18 protein-coding genes are annotated in these 17,005 nt (G+C 56.4%); 7 read left to right on the top strand and 11 right to left on the bottom strand.

The genetic code is table 11. The features are described 5' to 3' along the window. Positions 1-85 precede the first annotated feature (85 nt). Positions 86-1,096, top strand: coding sequence for a class II fructose-bisphosphatase (gene glpX / locus AC2FAJ_RS20745; RefSeq protein WP_045630599.1), 1,011 nt, complete (start codon positions 86-88; stop codon positions 1,094-1,096). A 96-nt stretch (positions 1,097-1,192) separates the two neighbouring features. Then, positions 1,193-1,939: a ferredoxin--NADP(+) reductase gene (fpr, locus tag AC2FAJ_RS20740; protein WP_252009899.1), complete on the top strand. Its 747-nt coding sequence runs from the start codon at positions 1,193-1,195 to the stop codon at positions 1,937-1,939. Here fpr and AC2FAJ_RS20735 read toward each other — a convergent pair whose 3' ends face one another. Continuing rightward, the gene (locus AC2FAJ_RS20735) at positions 1,940-2,359 is read right to left on the bottom strand and encodes a DUF805 domain-containing protein (protein WP_028014847.1); all 420 of its coding nucleotides are present in this window, start codon (positions 2,357-2,359) and stop codon (positions 1,940-1,942) included. Positions 2,360-2,471: 112 nt separating this feature from the next. On the opposite strand from AC2FAJ_RS20735, the gene AC2FAJ_RS20730 reads away from it, so the two are divergent. Together AC2FAJ_RS20730 and tpiA are read left to right on the top strand one after the other, a co-directional pair. Further along, the gene (locus tag AC2FAJ_RS20730) at positions 2,472-3,068 is read left to right on the top strand and encodes a DUF1454 family protein (protein WP_041911791.1); all 597 of its coding nucleotides are present in this window, start codon (positions 2,472-2,474) and stop codon (positions 3,066-3,068) included. Positions 3,069-3,179: 111 nt separating this feature from the next. Beyond that, on the top strand, positions 3,180-3,947 hold the full coding sequence (gene tpiA, locus AC2FAJ_RS20725; protein WP_006808674.1) for a triose-phosphate isomerase: 768 nt from the start codon (positions 3,180-3,182) through the stop codon (positions 3,945-3,947). A 38-nt stretch (positions 3,948-3,985) separates the two neighbouring features. Here the strand turns inward: tpiA and AC2FAJ_RS20720 are convergent, their stop codons facing one another. From AC2FAJ_RS20720 to cpxP, 6 genes are all read right to left on the bottom strand, one after another. Beyond that, positions 3,986-5,290 (bottom strand): SLC13 family permease, encoded by a 1,305-nt coding sequence (locus tag AC2FAJ_RS20720; RefSeq protein ID WP_163333587.1) that lies wholly within the window; start codon positions 5,288-5,290, stop codon positions 3,986-3,988. Between the two features lie 73 nt (positions 5,291-5,363). After that, entirely contained in the window at positions 5,364-6,107 is a 744-nt protein-coding gene (locus AC2FAJ_RS20715) for a CDP-diacylglycerol diphosphatase (RefSeq protein ID WP_041912098.1), read from the bottom strand. Positions 6,108-6,214: 107 nt separating this feature from the next. Then, positions 6,215-7,204: a sulfate ABC transporter substrate-binding protein gene (locus AC2FAJ_RS20710; RefSeq protein WP_028014851.1), complete on the bottom strand. Its 990-nt coding sequence runs from the start codon at positions 7,202-7,204 to the stop codon at positions 6,215-6,217. 134 nt (positions 7,205-7,338) lie between these two features. Then, positions 7,339-8,301, bottom strand: a complete 963-nt coding sequence (gene pfkA / locus AC2FAJ_RS20705; protein ID WP_028014852.1) for a 6-phosphofructokinase — start codon at positions 8,299-8,301, stop codon at positions 7,339-7,341. A gap of 174 nt (positions 8,302-8,475) precedes the next feature. Then, on the bottom strand, positions 8,476-9,369 hold the full coding sequence (gene fieF, locus AC2FAJ_RS20700) for a CDF family cation-efflux transporter FieF (RefSeq protein WP_028014853.1): 894 nt from the start codon (positions 9,367-9,369) through the stop codon (positions 8,476-8,478). Between the two features lie 153 nt (positions 9,370-9,522). Then, positions 9,523-10,029 (bottom strand): cell-envelope stress modulator CpxP, encoded by a 507-nt coding sequence (cpxP, locus tag AC2FAJ_RS20695; RefSeq protein WP_028014854.1) that lies wholly within the window; start codon positions 10,027-10,029, stop codon positions 9,523-9,525. Between the two features lie 150 nt (positions 10,030-10,179). On the opposite strand from cpxP, the gene cpxR reads away from it, so the two are divergent. Further along, entirely contained in the window at positions 10,180-10,878 is a 699-nt protein-coding gene (gene cpxR / locus AC2FAJ_RS20690) for an envelope stress response regulator transcription factor CpxR (protein ID WP_006179159.1), read from the top strand. After that, entirely contained in the window at positions 10,875-12,248 is a 1,374-nt protein-coding gene (gene cpxA / locus AC2FAJ_RS20685; RefSeq protein WP_003862003.1) for an envelope stress sensor histidine kinase CpxA, read from the top strand. The genes cpxR and cpxA overlap by 4 nt, the downstream gene beginning before the upstream one ends. A gap of 52 nt (positions 12,249-12,300) precedes the next feature. Here cpxA and yiiM read toward each other — a convergent pair whose 3' ends face one another. Both yiiM and sodA read right to left on the bottom strand, forming a co-directional pair. Next, positions 12,301-12,975 carry a 6-hydroxyaminopurine reductase gene (yiiM, locus tag AC2FAJ_RS20680; protein WP_045630603.1) on the bottom strand — a complete coding sequence of 225 codons (675 nt, stop codon included), beginning with the start codon at positions 12,973-12,975 and terminating at the stop codon, positions 12,301-12,303. A 71-nt stretch (positions 12,976-13,046) separates the two neighbouring features. Next, positions 13,047-13,667 carry a superoxide dismutase [Mn] gene (gene sodA, locus AC2FAJ_RS20675; RefSeq protein WP_003861999.1) on the bottom strand — a complete coding sequence of 207 codons (621 nt, stop codon included), beginning with the start codon at positions 13,665-13,667 and terminating at the stop codon, positions 13,047-13,049. Positions 13,668-13,955: 288 nt separating this feature from the next. Here sodA and rhaT point away from each other — a divergent pair, with 288 nt between their 5' ends. Then, positions 13,956-14,990 (top strand): L-rhamnose/proton symporter RhaT, encoded by a 1,035-nt coding sequence (rhaT, locus tag AC2FAJ_RS20670; RefSeq protein WP_045630604.1) that lies wholly within the window; start codon positions 13,956-13,958, stop codon positions 14,988-14,990. On the opposite strand, the gene rhaR is transcribed toward rhaT, so the two are convergent. Together rhaR and rhaS are read right to left on the bottom strand one after the other, a co-directional pair. Next, complete coding sequence (gene rhaR, locus AC2FAJ_RS20665; protein ID WP_041911786.1) at positions 14,991-15,839, bottom strand: HTH-type transcriptional activator RhaR; 849 nt, start codon at positions 15,837-15,839, stop codon at positions 14,991-14,993. A gap of 73 nt (positions 15,840-15,912) precedes the next feature. Continuing rightward, positions 15,913-16,749, bottom strand: a complete 837-nt coding sequence (gene rhaS / locus AC2FAJ_RS20660) for an HTH-type transcriptional activator RhaS (RefSeq protein ID WP_485454484.1) — start codon at positions 16,747-16,749, stop codon at positions 15,913-15,915. Between the last annotated feature and the right edge of the window lie 256 nt (positions 16,750-17,005).

Genomic DNA, 17,005 nt, shown 5'->3' with positions numbered 1-17,005 from the left:
AGGGGCTCCAACCGTACCGGTCCCCTCACCCCTCCCCACTCTGTGATAAACTTCGTGCAATTCCTTTTGATTGTACGAGTCCCTCATGAAACGTGAACTTGCTATCGAGTTTTCCCGCGTCACCGAAGCAGCCGCCCTTGCAGGCTATAAATGGCTGGGTCGTGGCGACAAAAATACCGCCGACGGCGCGGCCGTCCATGCCATGCGCATTGTACTTAACCAGGTCAACATCGACGGCACCATCGTGATCGGCGAAGGCGAGATCGACGAAGCGCCGATGCTCTATATCGGTGAAAAAGTCGGGACCGGCAAAGGCGATGCCGTGGATATCGCGGTCGACCCGATTGAAGGCACCCGCATGACGGCGATGGGCCAGGCCAACGCGCTGGCGGTGCTGGCCGTGGGCGATAAAGGCTGCTTCCTCAACGCGCCGGACATGTACATGGAAAAGCTGATTGTCGGCCCTGGTGCGAAAGGTGCAATCGATCTCAGCCTGCCGCTGGAAGAGAACCTGCGCAACATCGCCAAAGCCCTGGGCAAACCCCTTAGCGAACTTACCGTGACCATTCTGGCGAAACCGCGCCACGACGCCACCATCTCTTATCTGCAAACACTCGGCGTGCGCGTGTTTGCCATTCCGGATGGCGACGTTGCCGCGTCTATTCTGACCTGCATGCCGGACAGCGAAGTCGACGTGCTTTACGGCATCGGCGGCGCGCCGGAAGGCGTGGTCTCTGCGGCGGTGATCCGCGCGCTGGACGGCGATATGCAGGCGCGCCTTCTGCCGCGCCATGAGGTGAAAGGCGACAGCGACGAAAACCGTCGTATCGGTGAGGACGAGCTGGCGCGCTGCGCAGCGATGGGCATCGAAGCCAATAAAGTACTGGCGCTGAACGACATGGCGCGCAGCGATAACGTCGTCTTCTCTGCAACCGGCATCACCAAAGGCGATCTGCTGGACGGCATCACCCGCAAGGGCAACATGGCGACCACTGAAACGCTGCTGATCCGCGGTAAATCGCGCACCATCCGACGCATTCAGTCCATTCACTATCTCGACCGTAAAGACCCGGACGTGCAGACGCACATTCTGTAAAACCGTTTGATCGATAGAGCTTTCCGGCCCGAAGGGGCTGGAAATGTTTCCCACAAGTACGGAAGATAGAACAGAGAAACAGCACAGGAGAAGATCATGGCGGACTGGGTAACAGGTAAAGTCACAAAGATAGAATTCTGGACCGATGCGCTATTTAGTCTCACCCTGCATGCTCCCGTTCACCCGTTTAAGGCCGGGCAATTTGCCAAGCTGGGGCTGGATGTCGACGGCGAGCGCGTGCAGCGCGCCTACTCTTACGTTAACGCGCCGGATAACCCGGACCTCGAGTTCTATCTGGTCACCGTTCCTGAAGGTAAGCTCAGCCCGCGCCTTGCCGCCCTTCAGCCCGGCGACGAAGTGCAGATTGTGAGCGAAGCGGCAGGCTTCTTTGTGCTCGAAGAGATCCCTGACTGTGACACGCTCTGGATGCTGGCAACCGGCACGGCCATCGGTCCGTATCTCTCTATCTTGCAGTACGGTAAGGATCTGGAGCGCTTCAAAAACATCGTGCTGGTGCACGCCGCGCGCTATGCCGCAGATTTAAGCTATCTCCCGCAGATGCAGGCGCTGGAACAGCAGTACGGCGGAAAGTTAAAGATTCAGACGGTAGTCAGCCGCGAAACCGTAGCAGGAGCGCTTACCGGTCGCGTACCGGCGTTAATTGAGAGCGGCGCACTGGAAGACGCGGTGGGTTTACCGATGACAGCCGAAACCAGCCACGTCATGCTGTGCGGTAACCCGCAGATGGTCCGGGACACGCAGCAGCTTCTGAAGGATACCCGGCAGATGACGAAACATCTTCGCCGCCGGCCGGGTCATATGACCGCCGAACACTACTGGTGATCAGCGGTATTTCACCTCGACGGTATCTTTACCGTATTTATTTTCGCTCTGGGTGCCGATAAACGCGCCCAGATCGACAATCATCATCACGAAGATGACCGACGGCAGCAGCCTGCCCACGACCCACGGCAGGATGGAAGGCAGCATCGCCCAGTTCCCTGCCACCAGCATCCACGCCAGTATGATCAAAAATGCCCACGCGCCGGAGCGGCCGCGATCGTGCAGGCGTTTCACCACGACGGCCGCCGTTGGCCATAGCAGGCAGACCAGTGCAAATGCCGCCGTTTGCGTGCTCAGCCAAGCGTTGTAGGCAACGAAAAAAAGAAGCAGCATGGCGACGACCCACGTCACCATCCAGACCCAGAAATCACGGCGTCCAATACGCCCTTTGAATGAAAACAGCCACTGCTGTATGGTCATGTAAGGTTCCTTATTATCGTTTAGCCCGCATTTTACCCTGGAGTTGTGACCTTTTGACAAGCCGACCAGATATCGTTTTAATCATGAGCACTTACGGCCAGGTGCAATGTTGATGAAAAATTCGGCACATTCTCTTTTCCTGTGTTTAGCGATGCTCGGCGCGGGTTTTCCGCTGCACGCCGCCAACACCGCGGCCCCCACCACTGCGCCGTATTTGCTGGCGGGCGCACCGTCTTTCGATCAGTCCATCAGCCAGTTTCGCGAAGCTTTCAATCAGGCCAACCCAGGGCTGCCGCTGGATGAGTTTCGCGCCATTGATAGCTCGCGCGATACCCCTACACTGACCCGTGCAGCGAGCAAGATTAACGAGAATTTGTATGCTTCCACGGCGCTGGAGCGCGGTACGTTAAAAATCAAAAGCATGCAAATCACCTGGCTGCCGATTCAGGGGCCAGAGCAGAAAGCGGCTAAATCGAAGGCGCTTGATTACATGAGCGCGGTGCTGCAGGCGTTTACGCCTGCGCTGACGAAAAAGCAGAGCCAGCAAAAGCTGCAAAAGCTGCTGGCCGCCGGTAAAAACAAGCGGTACTACGCCACAACCGAAGGTGCGATTCGCTATGTGGTGGCGGATAACGGCGAAAAAGGACTGACCTTCGCCGTTGAACCGATTAAGCTGGCGCTATCTGACACCCTTGGCGGGGCCAATTAATGACAAAAAGCAAAGCCTTTCGAGGGAAAATCTCTATACTGATTCACAGACCATGCTGCCCGACAGGGCGGCCATATTCCTTAATTCGCTTATTTAGCGTGGAGAATTGAAATGCGACATCCTTTAGTGATGGGTAACTGGAAACTGAACGGCAGCCGCCACATGGTAAACGAACTGGTTGCAAACCTGCGTAAAGAGCTGGCTGGCGTGACCGGCTGCGCGGTTGCTATCGCTCCGCCGGATATGTACCTGGATCTGGCTAAACGTGCCGCTGACGGCAGCCACATCGTGCTGGGCGCGCAGAACGTTGACGTTAACCTGTCTGGCGCGTTCACCGGTGAAACTTCCGCTGAAATGCTGAAAGATATCGGCGCGAAATACATCATCATCGGCCACTCCGAGCGTCGCACCTACCACAAAGAATCTGACGAGTTCATAGCGAAGAAATTTGCCGTGCTGAAAGAGCAGGGTCTGATCCCGGTTCTGTGCATCGGTGAAACCGAAGCGGAAAACGAAGCGGGCAAAACCGAAGAAGTGTGTGCACGTCAGATCGACGCCGTGCTGAAAACGCAGGGCGCGGCAGCGTTCGAAGGCGCGGTTATCGCTTACGAGCCAGTCTGGGCGATCGGTACCGGCAAATCTGCTACCCCTGCGCAGGCTCAGGCAGTTCACAAATTCATCCGTGACCACATTGCTAAAGCCGACGCGAAAGTGGCTGAGCAAGTGATCATCCAGTACGGCGGCTCCGTAAACGCCTCCAACGCTGCTGAGCTGTTTACCCAGCCAGATATCGATGGCGCGCTGGTTGGCGGTGCATCCCTGAAAGCGGACGCTTTCGCGGTGATCGTTAAAGCGGCAGAAGCGGCTAAACAGGCGTAATGGCCTTTGTGGCGGGGGGCGCTTGCGCTTACCCGCCGCTACAAACGCCCTAACACGCTAAACCACAGATAATCCAGCGGCAGCAGCACCAGATACGTCGCAATCGCCAGTGCCAGGCAGAGCACCATCCCCGCCCTTGCAGGCACCTTTCCTAGCCCCATCGCCACCACAATCGGCGACGCCTGATACGGCAGCAGCGGCGTGGAATAGCCCAGTACCTGAATCATGATTACCGACAGCAGCGGGAAACCGGTCGCGTCCGAGAAGCTCTGCGCCAGCGTGGTGTACAGCGCCGGAACGCCGTTGGCAGTCATAATGAAGTTGAGTGCCGTAGTAATTCCGGTTAGCGCCAGGAAGCTGGTGAACGGTTTGTCCGCATCCAGCGGCATTATGCGCAGCAGCGCCTCGCCTACGGCCGCTCCGATACCCGTTTGCGTCACGACGATCGCCAGCCCGAGAATACCCGCAACGTAAATGCAGGTGCGCATATTTACCCCCGCCGAGAACTCCTCGCCGGTGATAAAACCAATGCGCGGCAGCATAACGATAATCGAGGCCGCCAGCCCCGTCCACGCCGGCCCCACGCCGTGCCAGCTCTCCGTCACCCACATCATCAGTACCACCACCAGCAGCCAGGCGAGTCGTTTTTCGTCACGCCCCATCGGTTCAGACAGCGTGAAATCCTTCGCTGGTTTCGGGCAGCCAGGGAACAGCCAGCAGATGAGGCCAATCAGAATCAGGCCTTTGAGAATACCGAGCACCGGCGTGTGCAGCAGCAGATACGGGACATAGTTCAGGTGAATGCCGTACGAGCCTTCCGCCGCGCCGCTCATGACCAGGTTAGGCACGTTGGCGGGCAGAATGGTGGCCGAGAGCTGGAAGGTACCGAAGCCGACTGCCAGCGCAAGGCCGAACCAGGCGCGGGAGCCGTCGGCAATACCGGCGCGTTTCGCCATCGCCGCGACAATGGGCATCAGCAGCGCAATACGCCCCATGTTTGACGGCATCACAAACGCCAGCGCGTAGCTGAGCAATACCACGCTCGCCACCATCAGCATCCAGGAGTCGGTGAGCTTTGCCGACAGCGCCCGGGCGGCCCTGTCCGCCAGGCCGGTTTTACGGATCGCCACGCCGAGCACAAAGCCGCTGAAGACCAGCCAGAAGGCCGACGAGGCAAAACCGCCAAAAATCACCTCCGGCGGGGCGATTCTGGCGATCATCGCCGCCGTGAAAAACAGCAGCGCGGTGATAAATTCCGGCAACAGCGACGTCGCCCACAGCACGATGGTGACGCCGACGATCAGCGAGGGCAGCAGCAGAGGATGCGTTAACCAGAGCGACATACCTGTCTCCTGTAGATTTTTTCAGCAAGTCTACGGTGACAGGCAGCCTGCGTAAACGCGATTTATAGTGGGGTTACTTCAGGATAGCGCATTGATGATCCTGCAATTCCTCTGCCGACGCGCGGTTAAGCGTGAGCAGGTTACGCTCGGTCGCCAGCAAAACAAACGAACCATCCGACTGCTGCGCCATCGCCAGCGCGAAGCGTCCCATATGGTCGCGCGCCTCCGGCAGCTCTTCCGCCAGCATCATAAACGGACTGCGCTGGACCAGTTCATTCTCCGTCACCCGGCGTGCGAGGTACTCATGCCCTTCCAGCCCACCCGGGAACGGTAGCCACTGGGTGCTGATATCTCCCTGCGCCGCGTTGAGCTTCTCGCGCACGTCCGGGCGCAGGCAGGAGATATGGATATGGAAATGGTTTTGCGTGCGTCCGGTCGGTGAGTTAATCGTCAGCGAAATAGCGCTGTCCGGCACTTCAGAGCCACGCTTCAGGGTCATAAAGCTGCGCGACTGCCACGCCAGCCAGAAGAAGTTTGGCGTATGAGGCTCGGTCAGGAGCGGGCTTTCGGTGCCGTTGATGCGGTACGTTGGCATCAGCAGATACTGCAGCGGCCCGTTGCGGTCCTTAAATACCACATAGCCCGCGTCAGGCTTCACCTGCACGCAGGGTGCCGGGTTACGGTGTTGCAGCTGATTAGGCAAACACTGGTCGAGGACGATATGGCGCAACGCATTCGGATTACCCGCTTTTATCCAGTACACGCCACCTGCGGCAAGGGCGATGACAATCAGGATCAATAAGATAATTTTTTTCACAACGCGTTCCCTGTTTTCAATAGAGGCAAAAGAGTAACGCAAAATGATGACCAAATAAAAAACCCGGTGGATTTCTCACACCGGGTCGCCGTGTCGTTTGCTAACCGTTAACGCTGGCTAATCTGGTCGAAGGTGCCGCCATTAGAGAAGTGCTCTTTCTGCGCTTTCGTCCAGCCGCCGAACACATCATCAATGGTGAAGAGCTTCAGTTTCGGGAATTCGCTGTCGTATTTCTTCGCGACAGCCGCATCGCGTGGACGATAGAAGTTCTTCGCCGCGATTTCCTGGCCTTCCGGCGAGTAGAGATACTTCAGGTAGGCTTCCGCCACCGCTTTGGTGCCTTTCTTATCAACGACCTTATCGACCACGGAAACGGTCGGCTCGGCGAGGATGGATTCGCTCGGAGTCACGATCTCAAACTTGTCTTTACCCAGTTCGTGGGTCGCCAGCAGGGCTTCGTTTTCCCAGGCAATAAGTACGTCGCCAATTCCGCGCTCGACGAAGGTGTTAGTGGCACCGCGCGCGCCGGAGTCCAGCACTTCAACGTTTTTGTACAGGGATTTGACGAACTCCTGTGCTTTAGCCTGGTCACCGTTGTTGTGGTGCAGCGCGTAGCCCCAGGCCGCCAGGTAGTTCCAGCGTGCCCCGCCGGAGCTTTTCGGGTTCGGGGTAATCACAGAAACGCCCGGTTTGATCAGGTCGTTCCAGTCCTTAATCTGTTTCGGGTTGCCTTTACGCACCAGGAAGACGATGGTCGAGGTGTATGGCGCGGAGTTGTCCGGCAGGCGTTTGATCCAGTTTTTGTCGATACGGCCACGCTCGGCGATAGCGTCGACATCATAGGCCAGCGCCAGGGTAACCACGTCGGCTTCAATACCGTTAATCACCGATGTCGCCTGCTTACCAGAGCCACCGTGCGACTGGCGAACCACCACGTTATCGCCGGTTTCCTGCTTCCAGTGCGCCGCGAAGGCTTTGTTGTATTGATCGTACAGCTCACGCGTCGGGTCGTACGACACGTTGAGAAGTTGAATGTCCTTTGCCAGCACGCTGGTCGATGCCAGCAATAATGTTAACCCCACGCCCCATTTATTCATCGCCCAGCTCTCTTGTGTAGTGTTTTGATGAATGCAGCGTGCCAGAAAGCGAATCGATGATTAAAGAATAAAAAAAGATTGGCTATAACGTGGAGGAATAAAAGCCCTCTTCAGAAAGAAGAGGGCTCGAAGGATCAGTACAGTTTTTTCGCGCAGTCCAGCCAGTCACCTTTGAACGGACGCTTCATGTTTTCAATTGCGTCGATGATGTCATGGTGAACCAGCTGTTCGTTCTGAATACCGACGCAGCGGCCGCCGTGGCCCTGCAGCAGCAGCTCGATAGCGTACGCGCCCATGCGGGACGCCAGAATACGGTCGTACGGGCCAGGGGAACCGCCGCGCTGGATGTGGCCCAGAACGGTCGCGCGGGTTTCGCGTTTGGTTTCGGTTTCGATGTACTTCGCCAGCTCGTCAACGTCACAGATGTGCTCGGTGATAGCCACAATCGCGTGTTTCTTACCTTTCGCGATACCGGCTTTGATTTCAGCAACCAGATCTTCGCGGCTGAATTCCACTTCAGGAACCACCACAAACTCACAACCACCGGCGATAGCGGCTGCCAGGGTCAGGTCACCGCAGTAACGGCCCATCACTTCAACGATAGAGATACGCTGGTGAGAAGAAGAGGTGTCACGCAGGCGGTCAATGGCTTCCACAACGGTGCCCAGCGCGGTGAAGTAACCGATGGTGTAGTCAGTGCCTTTGATGTCGTTGTCGATGGTGCCCGGCAGGCCGATGCACGGGAAGCCCATTTCGGTCAGACGTTTTGCACCCATGTACGAGCCGTCACCGCCGATAACGACCAGCGCGTCCAGACCACGCTTTTTCATGTTCTCGATAGCCACTTCACGGATGTGTTCGTCACGGAATTCCGGGAAGCGCGCAGACCCAAGGAAGGTACCGCCACGGTTGATCATGTCAGACACGCTGTAGCGGTCGAGCTGAACCATACGGTCTTCATACAGACCCAGGTAACCATCATAGATACCAAAAACTTCCAGACCTTCCGTCAGCGCTGCACGGACAACCCCACGAATTGCCGCGTTCATGCCCGGCGCATCACCGCCGCTTGTCAACACACCGATTTTCTTAATCATGACTACCTCTGAACTTAGGAATGCAAAATTGAAATCTGTTGCCGGAAGAAACTTATCGACCAACGAATACTGCAAATAGTATATCAATCCCTTCTGGCTGAATTGATTCAGGTCAGACCAAATGGCGGTAATTTATACACAAAATGCTGGCCTGGCTCACTTTTTTACAACGAATTACGAAAGCCCAACATGTCCGGGTACAACCGAGCAGGGATCCTGGTGAATGATGACGTCTGAACCAGGAAAACGCTGCAAAATCGCCTGCTCGACCTGCTCAGCAATAACGTGAGCCTGTACCAGTGGCAGGTTGTCTTCCATTTCAATATGAATCTGAATAAAGCGGGTCGGCCCTGACTGCCGCGTTCGAAGATCGTGTGCACCGCTGACGCCGGGCCAGGAGGTCACGATAGAAAAAATTTCGTTACGTTCTGAGTCCGGAAGAGCGCGATCGAGCAGTGATTGCACCGCGTCATACCCCATCCGCAAGGCGCTATATAAAATATAGATACCAATCCCTAACGCAAACAACGCATCGGCCCGATGCCAGCCATACCAGGCCAGACCGAGCGCAATAAGAATAGCCCCATTCATCATAACATCAGATTGATAATGAAGCATATCCGCCCGTACGGCTTGACTTTGCGTTTTGCGAACGACCCAGCGCTGGAACGTTACCAGAACAAGTGTGCTTATAAGTGCAATTACCGTGACGACCACGCCGACACCGGGATTGTTCATCGGTGAAGGTGAAACCAGATGCTGAATACCGGTCAAAAACAGGAACAGTGCAGAGCCAGAAATGAACATACTTTGCGCCAGCGCCGCGAGCGATTCCGCCTTGCCGTGCCCAAACGTGTGCTCTTCATCCGCCGGCTGCAGCGAGTAGCGCACCACCAGAAGATTGGTCAGCGAGGCGGCGATATCGACCAGTGAATCCACCAGCGCCGCCAGAATACTGACCGAGCCGGTATACCACCAGGCAAAGATTTTGATCAGCAGCAGGCCAGAGGCCATGACGGTCGCCGCAATGGCGGCCCGGCTTACCAGCCTTCCATAGGATTGATTCATAAACGCTCCTGTCATGTCATGCCGCTAGTATAACGGAAGCATGGGGAGGCAAAGGATGAATAAACGGTTAACAAATCAGAATGCGGGGCAAAAAAAACCCCCACATCATGTGGGGGAAGACAGGGATGGTGTCTATGGCAAGGAAAACAGGGTTTACTGGTTACTACGGGTACTGCTATTGCTACTGAAAAACGTCGCTTCTGAGCTTCGCTGCATCCGTGCAACCTCACGCAGCTGGTCCATACGCTGCTGATGTTTGGCATTCAAAACCGCTTGCTGCTCGGGCGTTAGCAGGTGGAACATCTGGTTGCGGACCTTCGCCATTTCTACCTGGCGGGCAACCTGTTCCTGTGCCATTTTTTCGGCCTGAGCGCGAACAGCGCTTTCGTCAAAATTTTCTGCGGTGACAAGGCGATGCATTGTCTCCATTTCGCTAACATTAACAGGGGGCTGGTCGTGTCGTGCCCTCTGCATCAGATCTCGCATCTGTTGACGCTGATGTTCGGTTAAACTTATGCCGTCAAACATATGGCTTTGGCTGCTGTGCTGCGTTGCGCCCTCTTGCGAGGAACCGTTATCGCCGATGATAGCTACAGCAGCCTGGCTAAACGCACTGAACGCCAGCGTTGAGGCCATGACGGCAGCGGTAACTTTGCGCATCACTTGCTCCCAAAATCTTTCGTGTCGCGATTCAACGAGAGACAGTCTACGATTCAGGCTGCAAACATGCGTCAGGGGGTGTAAAACAACGTAAAGTCATGGATTAGATAGCCTTGATGTCGTAATTTCTGCCTCGGAGGTATTTAAACAATGAATAAAATCCTGTTAGTTGACGATGACCGAGAGCTCACATCCCTTTTAAAGGAGTTGCTCGACATGGAAGGTTTCAACGTCCTGGTTGCCCATGATGGCGAGCAGGCGCTGAGTCTCCTTGACGACAGCATCGATCTACTTTTGCTCGACGTAATGATGCCAAAGAAAAACGGTATTGATACGCTGAAAGAGCTTCGCCAGACACACCAGACCCCCGTTATCATGCTGACCGCCCGCGGCAGCGAGCTTGACCGCGTTCTCGGCCTTGAGCTGGGTGCGGATGACTATTTACCGAAGCCGTTCAACGACCGTGAACTGGTGGCCCGTATTCGCGCGATCCTGCGTCGTTCCCACTGGAGCGAGCAGCAGCAGAATACCGACAACAGCTCGCCAACGCTGGAAGTGGACTCCCTGAGCCTGAACCCGGGCCGTCAGGAAGCAAGCTTCGACGGCCAGACGCTCGAGCTTACCGGCACCGAGTTCACACTGCTGTATCTACTGGCGCAACATCTTGGCCAGGTGGTATCGCGTGAACATTTAAGCCAGGAAGTGCTGGGCAAACGCCTCACGCCGTTTGACCGCGCCATCGACATGCACATCTCTAACCTGCGCCGCAAGCTGCCGGAGCGTAAAGACGGTCACCCATGGTTTAAAACCCTGCGTGGTCGTGGTTATCTGATGGTTTCTGCTTCATGATAGGCAGCTTAACCGCCCGCATCTTCGCCATCTTCTGGCTGACGCTGGCACTGGTTTTAATGCTCGTTTTGATGTTGCCAAAGCTCGACTCACGCCAGATGACGGAGCTGCTCGACAGCGAGCAACGTCAGGGCGTGATGATCGAGCAGCACGTGGAAGCGGAGCTGGCAAACGATCCGCCGAACGATTTAATGTGGTGGCGCAGGCTATTTCGCGCTATCGACAAGTGGGCGCCGCCAGGACAACGTCTTTTGCTGGTTACCAGCGAAGGCCGCGTGATTGGTGCCGATCGCAATGAAATGCAAATCATCCGCAACTTTATTGGCCAGGCGGATAACGCCGATCACCCACAGAAAAAGAAATATGGTCGGGTAGAGATGGTCGGCCCTTTCTCGGTACGGGATGGGGAAGATAACTACCAGCTCTACCTGATTCGCCCTGCGAGCAGTTCCCAGTCCGACTTCATCAACCTGCTGTTTGACCGTCCGCTTCTGCTGCTGATCGTCACGATGCTGGTCAGTTCCCCGCTGCTGTTATGGCTGGCGTGGAGCCTGGCGAAACCGGCGCGTAAGCTGAAAAACGCGGCGGACGAAGTGGCACAAGGCAACCTCAGGCAGCATCCGGAGCTGGAATCCGGGCCGCAGGAGTTCCTGGCCGCCGGCACCAGTTTTAACCAGATGGTCAGCGCGCTTGATCGGATGATGACGGCCCAGCAACGCCTGCTGTCGGACATCTCACACGAACTGCGCACCCCGCTCACGCGCTTACAGCTGGGCACCGCCCTGCTGCGTCGCCGCAGCGGGGAGAGCAAAGAGCTGGAACGTATTGAAACGGAAGCGCATCGTCTGGACAGCATGATTAACGATCTGCTGGTGATGTCGCGCAACCAGCAGAAAAACGCGCTGGTGAGCGAAACGGTGAAAGCCAATCACCTGTGGCACGAGGTGCTGGACAACGCGGCGTTCGAAGCGGAGCAGATGGGTAAATCGTTCACCGTCAACTTCCCGCCGGGCCCGTGGCCGCTGTACGGTAACCCCAACGCGCTGGAAAGCGCGCTGGAGAATATCGTGCGTAACGCCCTGCGCTACTCGCATACGAAGATTGAGGTGGCGTTCTCGGTGGATAAAGACGGGATCACCGTCATTGTCGATGACGATGGTCCAGGCGTCAGCCCGGAAGATCGCGAGCAGATTTTCCGTCCGTTCTACCGCACCGACGAAGCGCGCGACCGTGAGTCTGGCGGCACGGGGCTGGGGCTGGCGATTGTAGAAACCGCCATGCAGCAGCACCGCGGCTGGGTGAAAGCCGACGACAGCCCGCTGGGCGGGCTGCGGTTAACGCTGTGGCTACCGCTGTATAAGCGTTCGTAACGGTATGTGCCGGGTGGCGACTTCGCCTTACCCGGCCTACTTCCTACGGAACCTATTTCCCCCACAATCTCCGCGAACTACTCTCGATCTTCCCGCTTATACGCCGCTTTTGCATCGTTCTCGTCCAACTGGTAGACAACCCCGCCGCCGACAGCAGGCGATGATACTGTTCATCGTCGAAAGGCATATGCCAGGCAATCGCGCAGGCGTCGTACACCGACACCTCACTCAGGCGCGACGCGAGCTCAAGCGGCGCATCCGCCGAAACCTGTCCCGCCTGCACAACGCGGTACAGCCAGCCGGTTTTACCCGCGTTTTGCAGCTGGGCCGACATATCCTGAATACCGAAATGGTAGTTGAGCTTAAAGCACGGCGAGCGCGGCTGGGTGATCTGAATCAGGGCATCGCCCCAGCGGTAAATATCGCCAATAAAGACGTTCTTTTCCGTCAGCCCTTCCGTTGAGAGATTTTCGCCAAACGCGGGCGCGACGAAGAGGTCCGCCTGCTCAGGAAATTCGGTTTTCCAGTGCTGATAGTGCTCGCGCGGATAGTGGCACAGCGCGCGATCGGGCCCGCCGTGGATTTTCTTTTCAGCCTGCTGGTCGCCCACAAGCCCGAGCTCGGTCAGCGACAGCTCACCGTCGACCTGCACTTTGGCGATGGCGCTCGGGCGGCTGCCGTCGTACTCCCTTACCTTGCCTGTAAACACGTTCACCGGGTAATGCATCGCTGCCTCCATTACGCAGATACAAAAAAAGCGAGTCATCAGACTCGCTTCTCACAGGCGTCAATGCAACCTTATTTTTTAGCGGCGAAACGCGCTGCTGCTTCGTCCCAGTTCACGACATCCCAGAACGCTTTGATGTAGTCAGGGCGACGGTTCTGGAACTTCAGGTAGTAAGCGTGTTCCCACACGTCCAGACCCAGGATTGGGAAACCGGATGCGCCAGAGATCGCTTCACCCATCAGCGGGGAGTCCTGGTTAGCAGTAGAAACCACTGCCAGCTTGTCGCCTTTCAGAACCAGCCACGCCCAGCCAGAGCCGAAGCGGGTTGCAGCGGCTTTTTCGAATTCCGCTTTGAAGTTGTCTACGGAACCGAAGTCGCGCTCGATAGCCGCTTTCAGGTCGCCCTGCAGGGTGGTACCGGTTTTCAGGCCTTTCCAGAACAGGCTGTGGTTAGCGTGACCGCCCGCGTTGTTACGCAGTACGGTTTTCTTGTCTGCTGGCAGCTGGTCCAGCTTGGTGATCAGCTCTTCAACAGGCAGATTAGCGAACTCTGGCAGGCTTTCCAGCGCAGCATTCGCGTTGTTCACGTAGGTCTGGTGGTGTTTAGTGTGATGGATTTCCATCGTCTGCTTGTCGAAATGCGGTTCCAGTGCGTCGTAGGCATACGGCAGGGATGGCAGTGTATAACTCATAATCCTCTCCATTATTGTCGGGCGGCACAGCTGTTAATGCCGCGTAAGCAGTTGGTTCATTATAGTTAATTAAATGATATTGAAAATGATTATCAATGCCGTAGTTTTTATATGGTTATTCGGTTTTTGAGAAATAAAAGAATTGTGAGTCTGCTCACGCGCTTAACGTGCTGATTGCCATTCAAAACAAAAGTGCGGCAACCTTCTGAAGGTTCCTGAACAGCCTAATTTTTACACTCATCAAGTCGGGGGGAAGCCTCCGGCTATAAAAACGATGAGGACGTAAAAATGAATCATGCGATTACGATGGGTATCTTCTGGCATTTAATAGGCGCAGCCAGTGCAGCCTGTTTCTATGCCCCGTTCAAAAAGGTGAAAGGCTGGTCGTGGGAAACCATGTGGTCCGTTGGCGGTACCGTGTCCTGGCTGATTTTGCCGTGGACAATCAGCGCCATGCTGCTGCCCGATTTCTGGGGCTACTTCTCCTCCTTCAACGCCTCCACCCTGCTACCGGTATTCCTGTTCGGCGCAATGTGGGGCATCGGCAACATCAACTACGGCCTGACCATGCGCTACCTCGGGATGTCGATGGGTATCGGAATCGCGATTGGCATTACGCTGATAGTGGGCACCCTGATGACGCCCATTCTTAACGGCCATTTCGACGTGCTGATCAACACCCAGGGCGGCCGGATGACGCTGCTGGGCGTGCTGGTGGCGGTGATCGGCGTGGGGATCGTCACCCGCGCAGGCCAGCTAAAAGAACGCAAGATGGGCATCAGGGCCGAAGAATTCAACCTGAAGAAAGGTCTCCTGCTGGCGGTGATGTGCGGGGTCTTCTCGGCGGGCATGTCGTTCGCCATGAACGCCGCCAAACCGATGCACGACGCCGCTGCGGCGCTGGGCGTTGACCCGCTGTATGTTGCCCTGCCAAGCTACGTGGTGATCATGGGCGGCGGCGCGCTGGTAAACCTCGGTTTCTGCTTTATCCGTCTGGCAAAAGTGAAGAACCTGTCGGTAAAAGCCGACTTCTCGCTGGCAAAACCGCTGATCCTTACCAACGTTCTGCTCTCCGCGCTCGGCGGCCTGATGTGGTATCTGCAATTCTTCTTCTACGCCTGGGGCCACGCCAGCATTCCGCCGCAGTACGACTACATAAGCTGGATGCTGCACATGAGCTTCTACGTGCTGTGCGGCGGGCTGGTTGGGCTGGTGCTGAAGGAGTGGAACAACGCCGGACGTCGTCCGGTTGGCGTACTGAGCCTGGGCTGCGTGGTGATTATCATTGCGGCCAATATCGTCGGCCTCGGCATGGCGAACTGATTACGCTGCTTTTCGACTGCGATGACGCCACTGAACCGGCGTCATCCCCACCTCACGGTTAAACACCACCGAAAAGTAGTTACTGTCCTCAAAGCCGCTGCGCATCGCCACTTCACTGACCATCAGCTCCGTATGCTGTAACAGATACTGGGCGTGGCAGATGCGCAGCTGGCGCAGGTAATGGTTTATCGTCATCCCCGTCTGGGTGCGGAACTGCTGGCGCAGCGCGCGCTCGCTGCACTGCTCCTGCTCGCAGAATTTTTCCAGCACGAAACTCTTGTTCAGACTGCCCGCAAGCCGGGCGATCAGCTTATCCAGCAGCGCTTCCTGCGTGGTGGCGGAGGGATTATCCGTGGCGTAACGATGACGCTTCAGGGTCATCACCAGCTGGGCGAAAAGCAGCTCCGACATCTGGTTTGCCACCGGGTCGCTCTTCTGGCTCTCCTGCTCCAGCTGGGAAATCGTCTGGCGCACCTGAGCCATGCCGCTGCTGCTTAAGCGCCAGTGCGGTTCGCCTCCGGCATTCAGAATGCCCGGAATGTTGCTCGCCCAGTCGACATTCAGTTTAAGCCTGTCAGGGCAGTAGATGACGTTCTGCAACACCAGATCGTTAACCGAGGCGTAGGCGTGTTTGTCTTCGGCGCGAATGTAAAACAGATCCCCGCGCGTGATGCGGTAGGGCCGGTCGTTGAGGACGTGCAGGCCGTTGCCGCGCCACACCAGCACCAGCTCGCAGAACTCATGGGTGTGCTCGGCAAAGACATTTTGCGGGTAACGGTCGGCCACCGCGACGGCCTGACTCGCGGAGGCAAAAAAATCATCTTTGCGAAGAATTAACTGAGCGGCCACACCACAACCTCTACGGCGAATAACCGGGCATTATTAGCTTTTTTGCGGCCTGAAAACGGTGACTGCCCTCGCGTTACTGAAGCAACGCGTCTTTCCCCTGACGAATATCGCGCGGCGACCAGCTAAATTCCCGGCGAAATAGCGTCGAAAAGTGGTTACTGTCGCCGAAACCGCAGCGATAAGCAATTTCTGTAACGCTTTCGTCGGTATGCCGTAAAAGGTGACGCGCTTTGATCAGGCGCAGACGGTTAAGGTAACGCTGCGGCGTGAGCCCGGTATGCTGCTTGAGCTGACGATGCAGCGTGCGCAGCGAGAGCGAAAAGTCGTCCGCCAGCGTTTCCCAGCAGACATCTTCAGCGAAATGATCTTCCAGCCAGGCCATAAGCTGGTTCAGCCGTGCGTCATTATTTTCCATCCCTTCCACCAGGCTGCTTCGGCGCAGCAGCACCAGCAGCTGCATAAACAGCAGCTCGCGGGTGGCAATCGCGTGCGTCTCCTGCACGTCCTCGCTCTGCTCCATCTGGCTCACCAGCTGACGCACCTGCTGTAACGTGGATTGATTCACCCGCCAGTGCGACGGGTAGTGGCCGTCTTTCTCCTGCGGCAACAGCTGATTCAACCCGGAGAGAAACTGGAACGCATCCGGGGAACGATAGAGCACGTTGGTCAGACACAGGTTGTCGGTATGTTCATACAGGTGCCTGTCGTGGTCGCGCACGAAGCACACCGTACCGCCGCTGATGGTATACGGCTGACCGTTGAATACGTGGATGCCTGTTCCGTGCTCAACAATCACAATCTCATGAAAATCATGATGATGCTCCGGGAACGCAGCCTGAGGAAGCCGTGGCTCAATCGCGACGGGAGAAGCCCCCGAAGGAAAAAAATCGACGCTGTGCAGTACGGTCATAACGGCCCCCACCAATGAGAAAAGTTCTCAAAATAGTAATTAAGGCCCTCCACGCTCACCTTAAATTTTTGACAGTAAACCGCGCAAAAGCTGCCGATTTTTCAAGAAACAGGCGGAAAGATCGGGAAATGTGGTCAGCGTCACACTGCCTGCAAACCCCGTCATTACTGGAAACTGTGAACTCCCTCACGTTCACCTTTGCTTTCTTGCCAGCGCGAGATTTGGGCTGTCAGTGGAGAGAAGGTGGCTATTTCTT

The organism is Enterobacter cloacae complex sp. 385G4 (assembly GCF_057320665.1).
Note: the sequence above shows the minus strand (reverse complement) of the source record. Positions and strands in the feature narration are given on the sequence as shown.

What these genes read in the sequence shown, in the direction of transcription:
- pfkA (WP_028014852.1), bottom strand. Translation starts at nt 8,301, where the DNA reads ATGATTAAGAAAATCGGTGTGTTGACAAGCGGCGGTGATGCGCCGGGC.
- AC2FAJ_RS20720 (WP_163333587.1), bottom strand. Translation starts at nt 5,290, where the DNA reads ATGTCGCTCTGGTTAACGCATCCTCTGCTGCTGCCCTCGCTGATCGTC.
- fieF (WP_028014853.1), bottom strand. Translation starts at nt 9,369, where the DNA reads ATGAATCAATCCTATGGAAGGCTGGTAAGCCGGGCCGCCATTGCGGCG.
- yiiM (WP_045630603.1), bottom strand. Translation starts at nt 12,975, where the DNA reads ATGCATTACCCGGTGAACGTGTTTACAGGCAAGGTAAGGGAGTACGAC.
- cpxR (WP_006179159.1), top strand. Translation starts at nt 10,180, where the DNA reads ATGAATAAAATCCTGTTAGTTGACGATGACCGAGAGCTCACATCCCTT.
- rhaT (WP_045630604.1), top strand. Translation starts at nt 13,956, where the DNA reads ATGAATCATGCGATTACGATGGGTATCTTCTGGCATTTAATAGGCGCA.
- cpxA (WP_003862003.1), top strand. Translation starts at nt 10,875, where the DNA reads ATGATAGGCAGCTTAACCGCCCGCATCTTCGCCATCTTCTGGCTGACG.
- fpr (WP_252009899.1), top strand. Translation starts at nt 1,193, where the DNA reads ATGGCGGACTGGGTAACAGGTAAAGTCACAAAGATAGAATTCTGGACC.
- sodA (WP_003861999.1), bottom strand. Translation starts at nt 13,667, where the DNA reads ATGAGTTATACACTGCCATCCCTGCCGTATGCCTACGACGCACTGGAA.
- rhaS (WP_485454484.1), bottom strand. Translation starts at nt 16,749, where the DNA reads ATGACCGTACTGCACAGCGTCGATTTTTTTCCTTCGGGGGCTTCTCCC.
- tpiA (WP_006808674.1), top strand. Translation starts at nt 3,180, where the DNA reads ATGCGACATCCTTTAGTGATGGGTAACTGGAAACTGAACGGCAGCCGC.
- AC2FAJ_RS20710 (WP_028014851.1), bottom strand. Translation starts at nt 7,204, where the DNA reads ATGAATAAATGGGGCGTGGGGTTAACATTATTGCTGGCATCGACCAGC.
- cpxP (WP_028014854.1), bottom strand. Translation starts at nt 10,029, where the DNA reads ATGCGCAAAGTTACCGCTGCCGTCATGGCCTCAACGCTGGCGTTCAGT.
- glpX (WP_045630599.1), top strand. Translation starts at nt 86, where the DNA reads ATGAAACGTGAACTTGCTATCGAGTTTTCCCGCGTCACCGAAGCAGCC.
- AC2FAJ_RS20735 (WP_028014847.1), bottom strand. Translation starts at nt 2,359, where the DNA reads ATGACCATACAGCAGTGGCTGTTTTCATTCAAAGGGCGTATTGGACGC.
- AC2FAJ_RS20730 (WP_041911791.1), top strand. Translation starts at nt 2,472, where the DNA reads ATGAAAAATTCGGCACATTCTCTTTTCCTGTGTTTAGCGATGCTCGGC.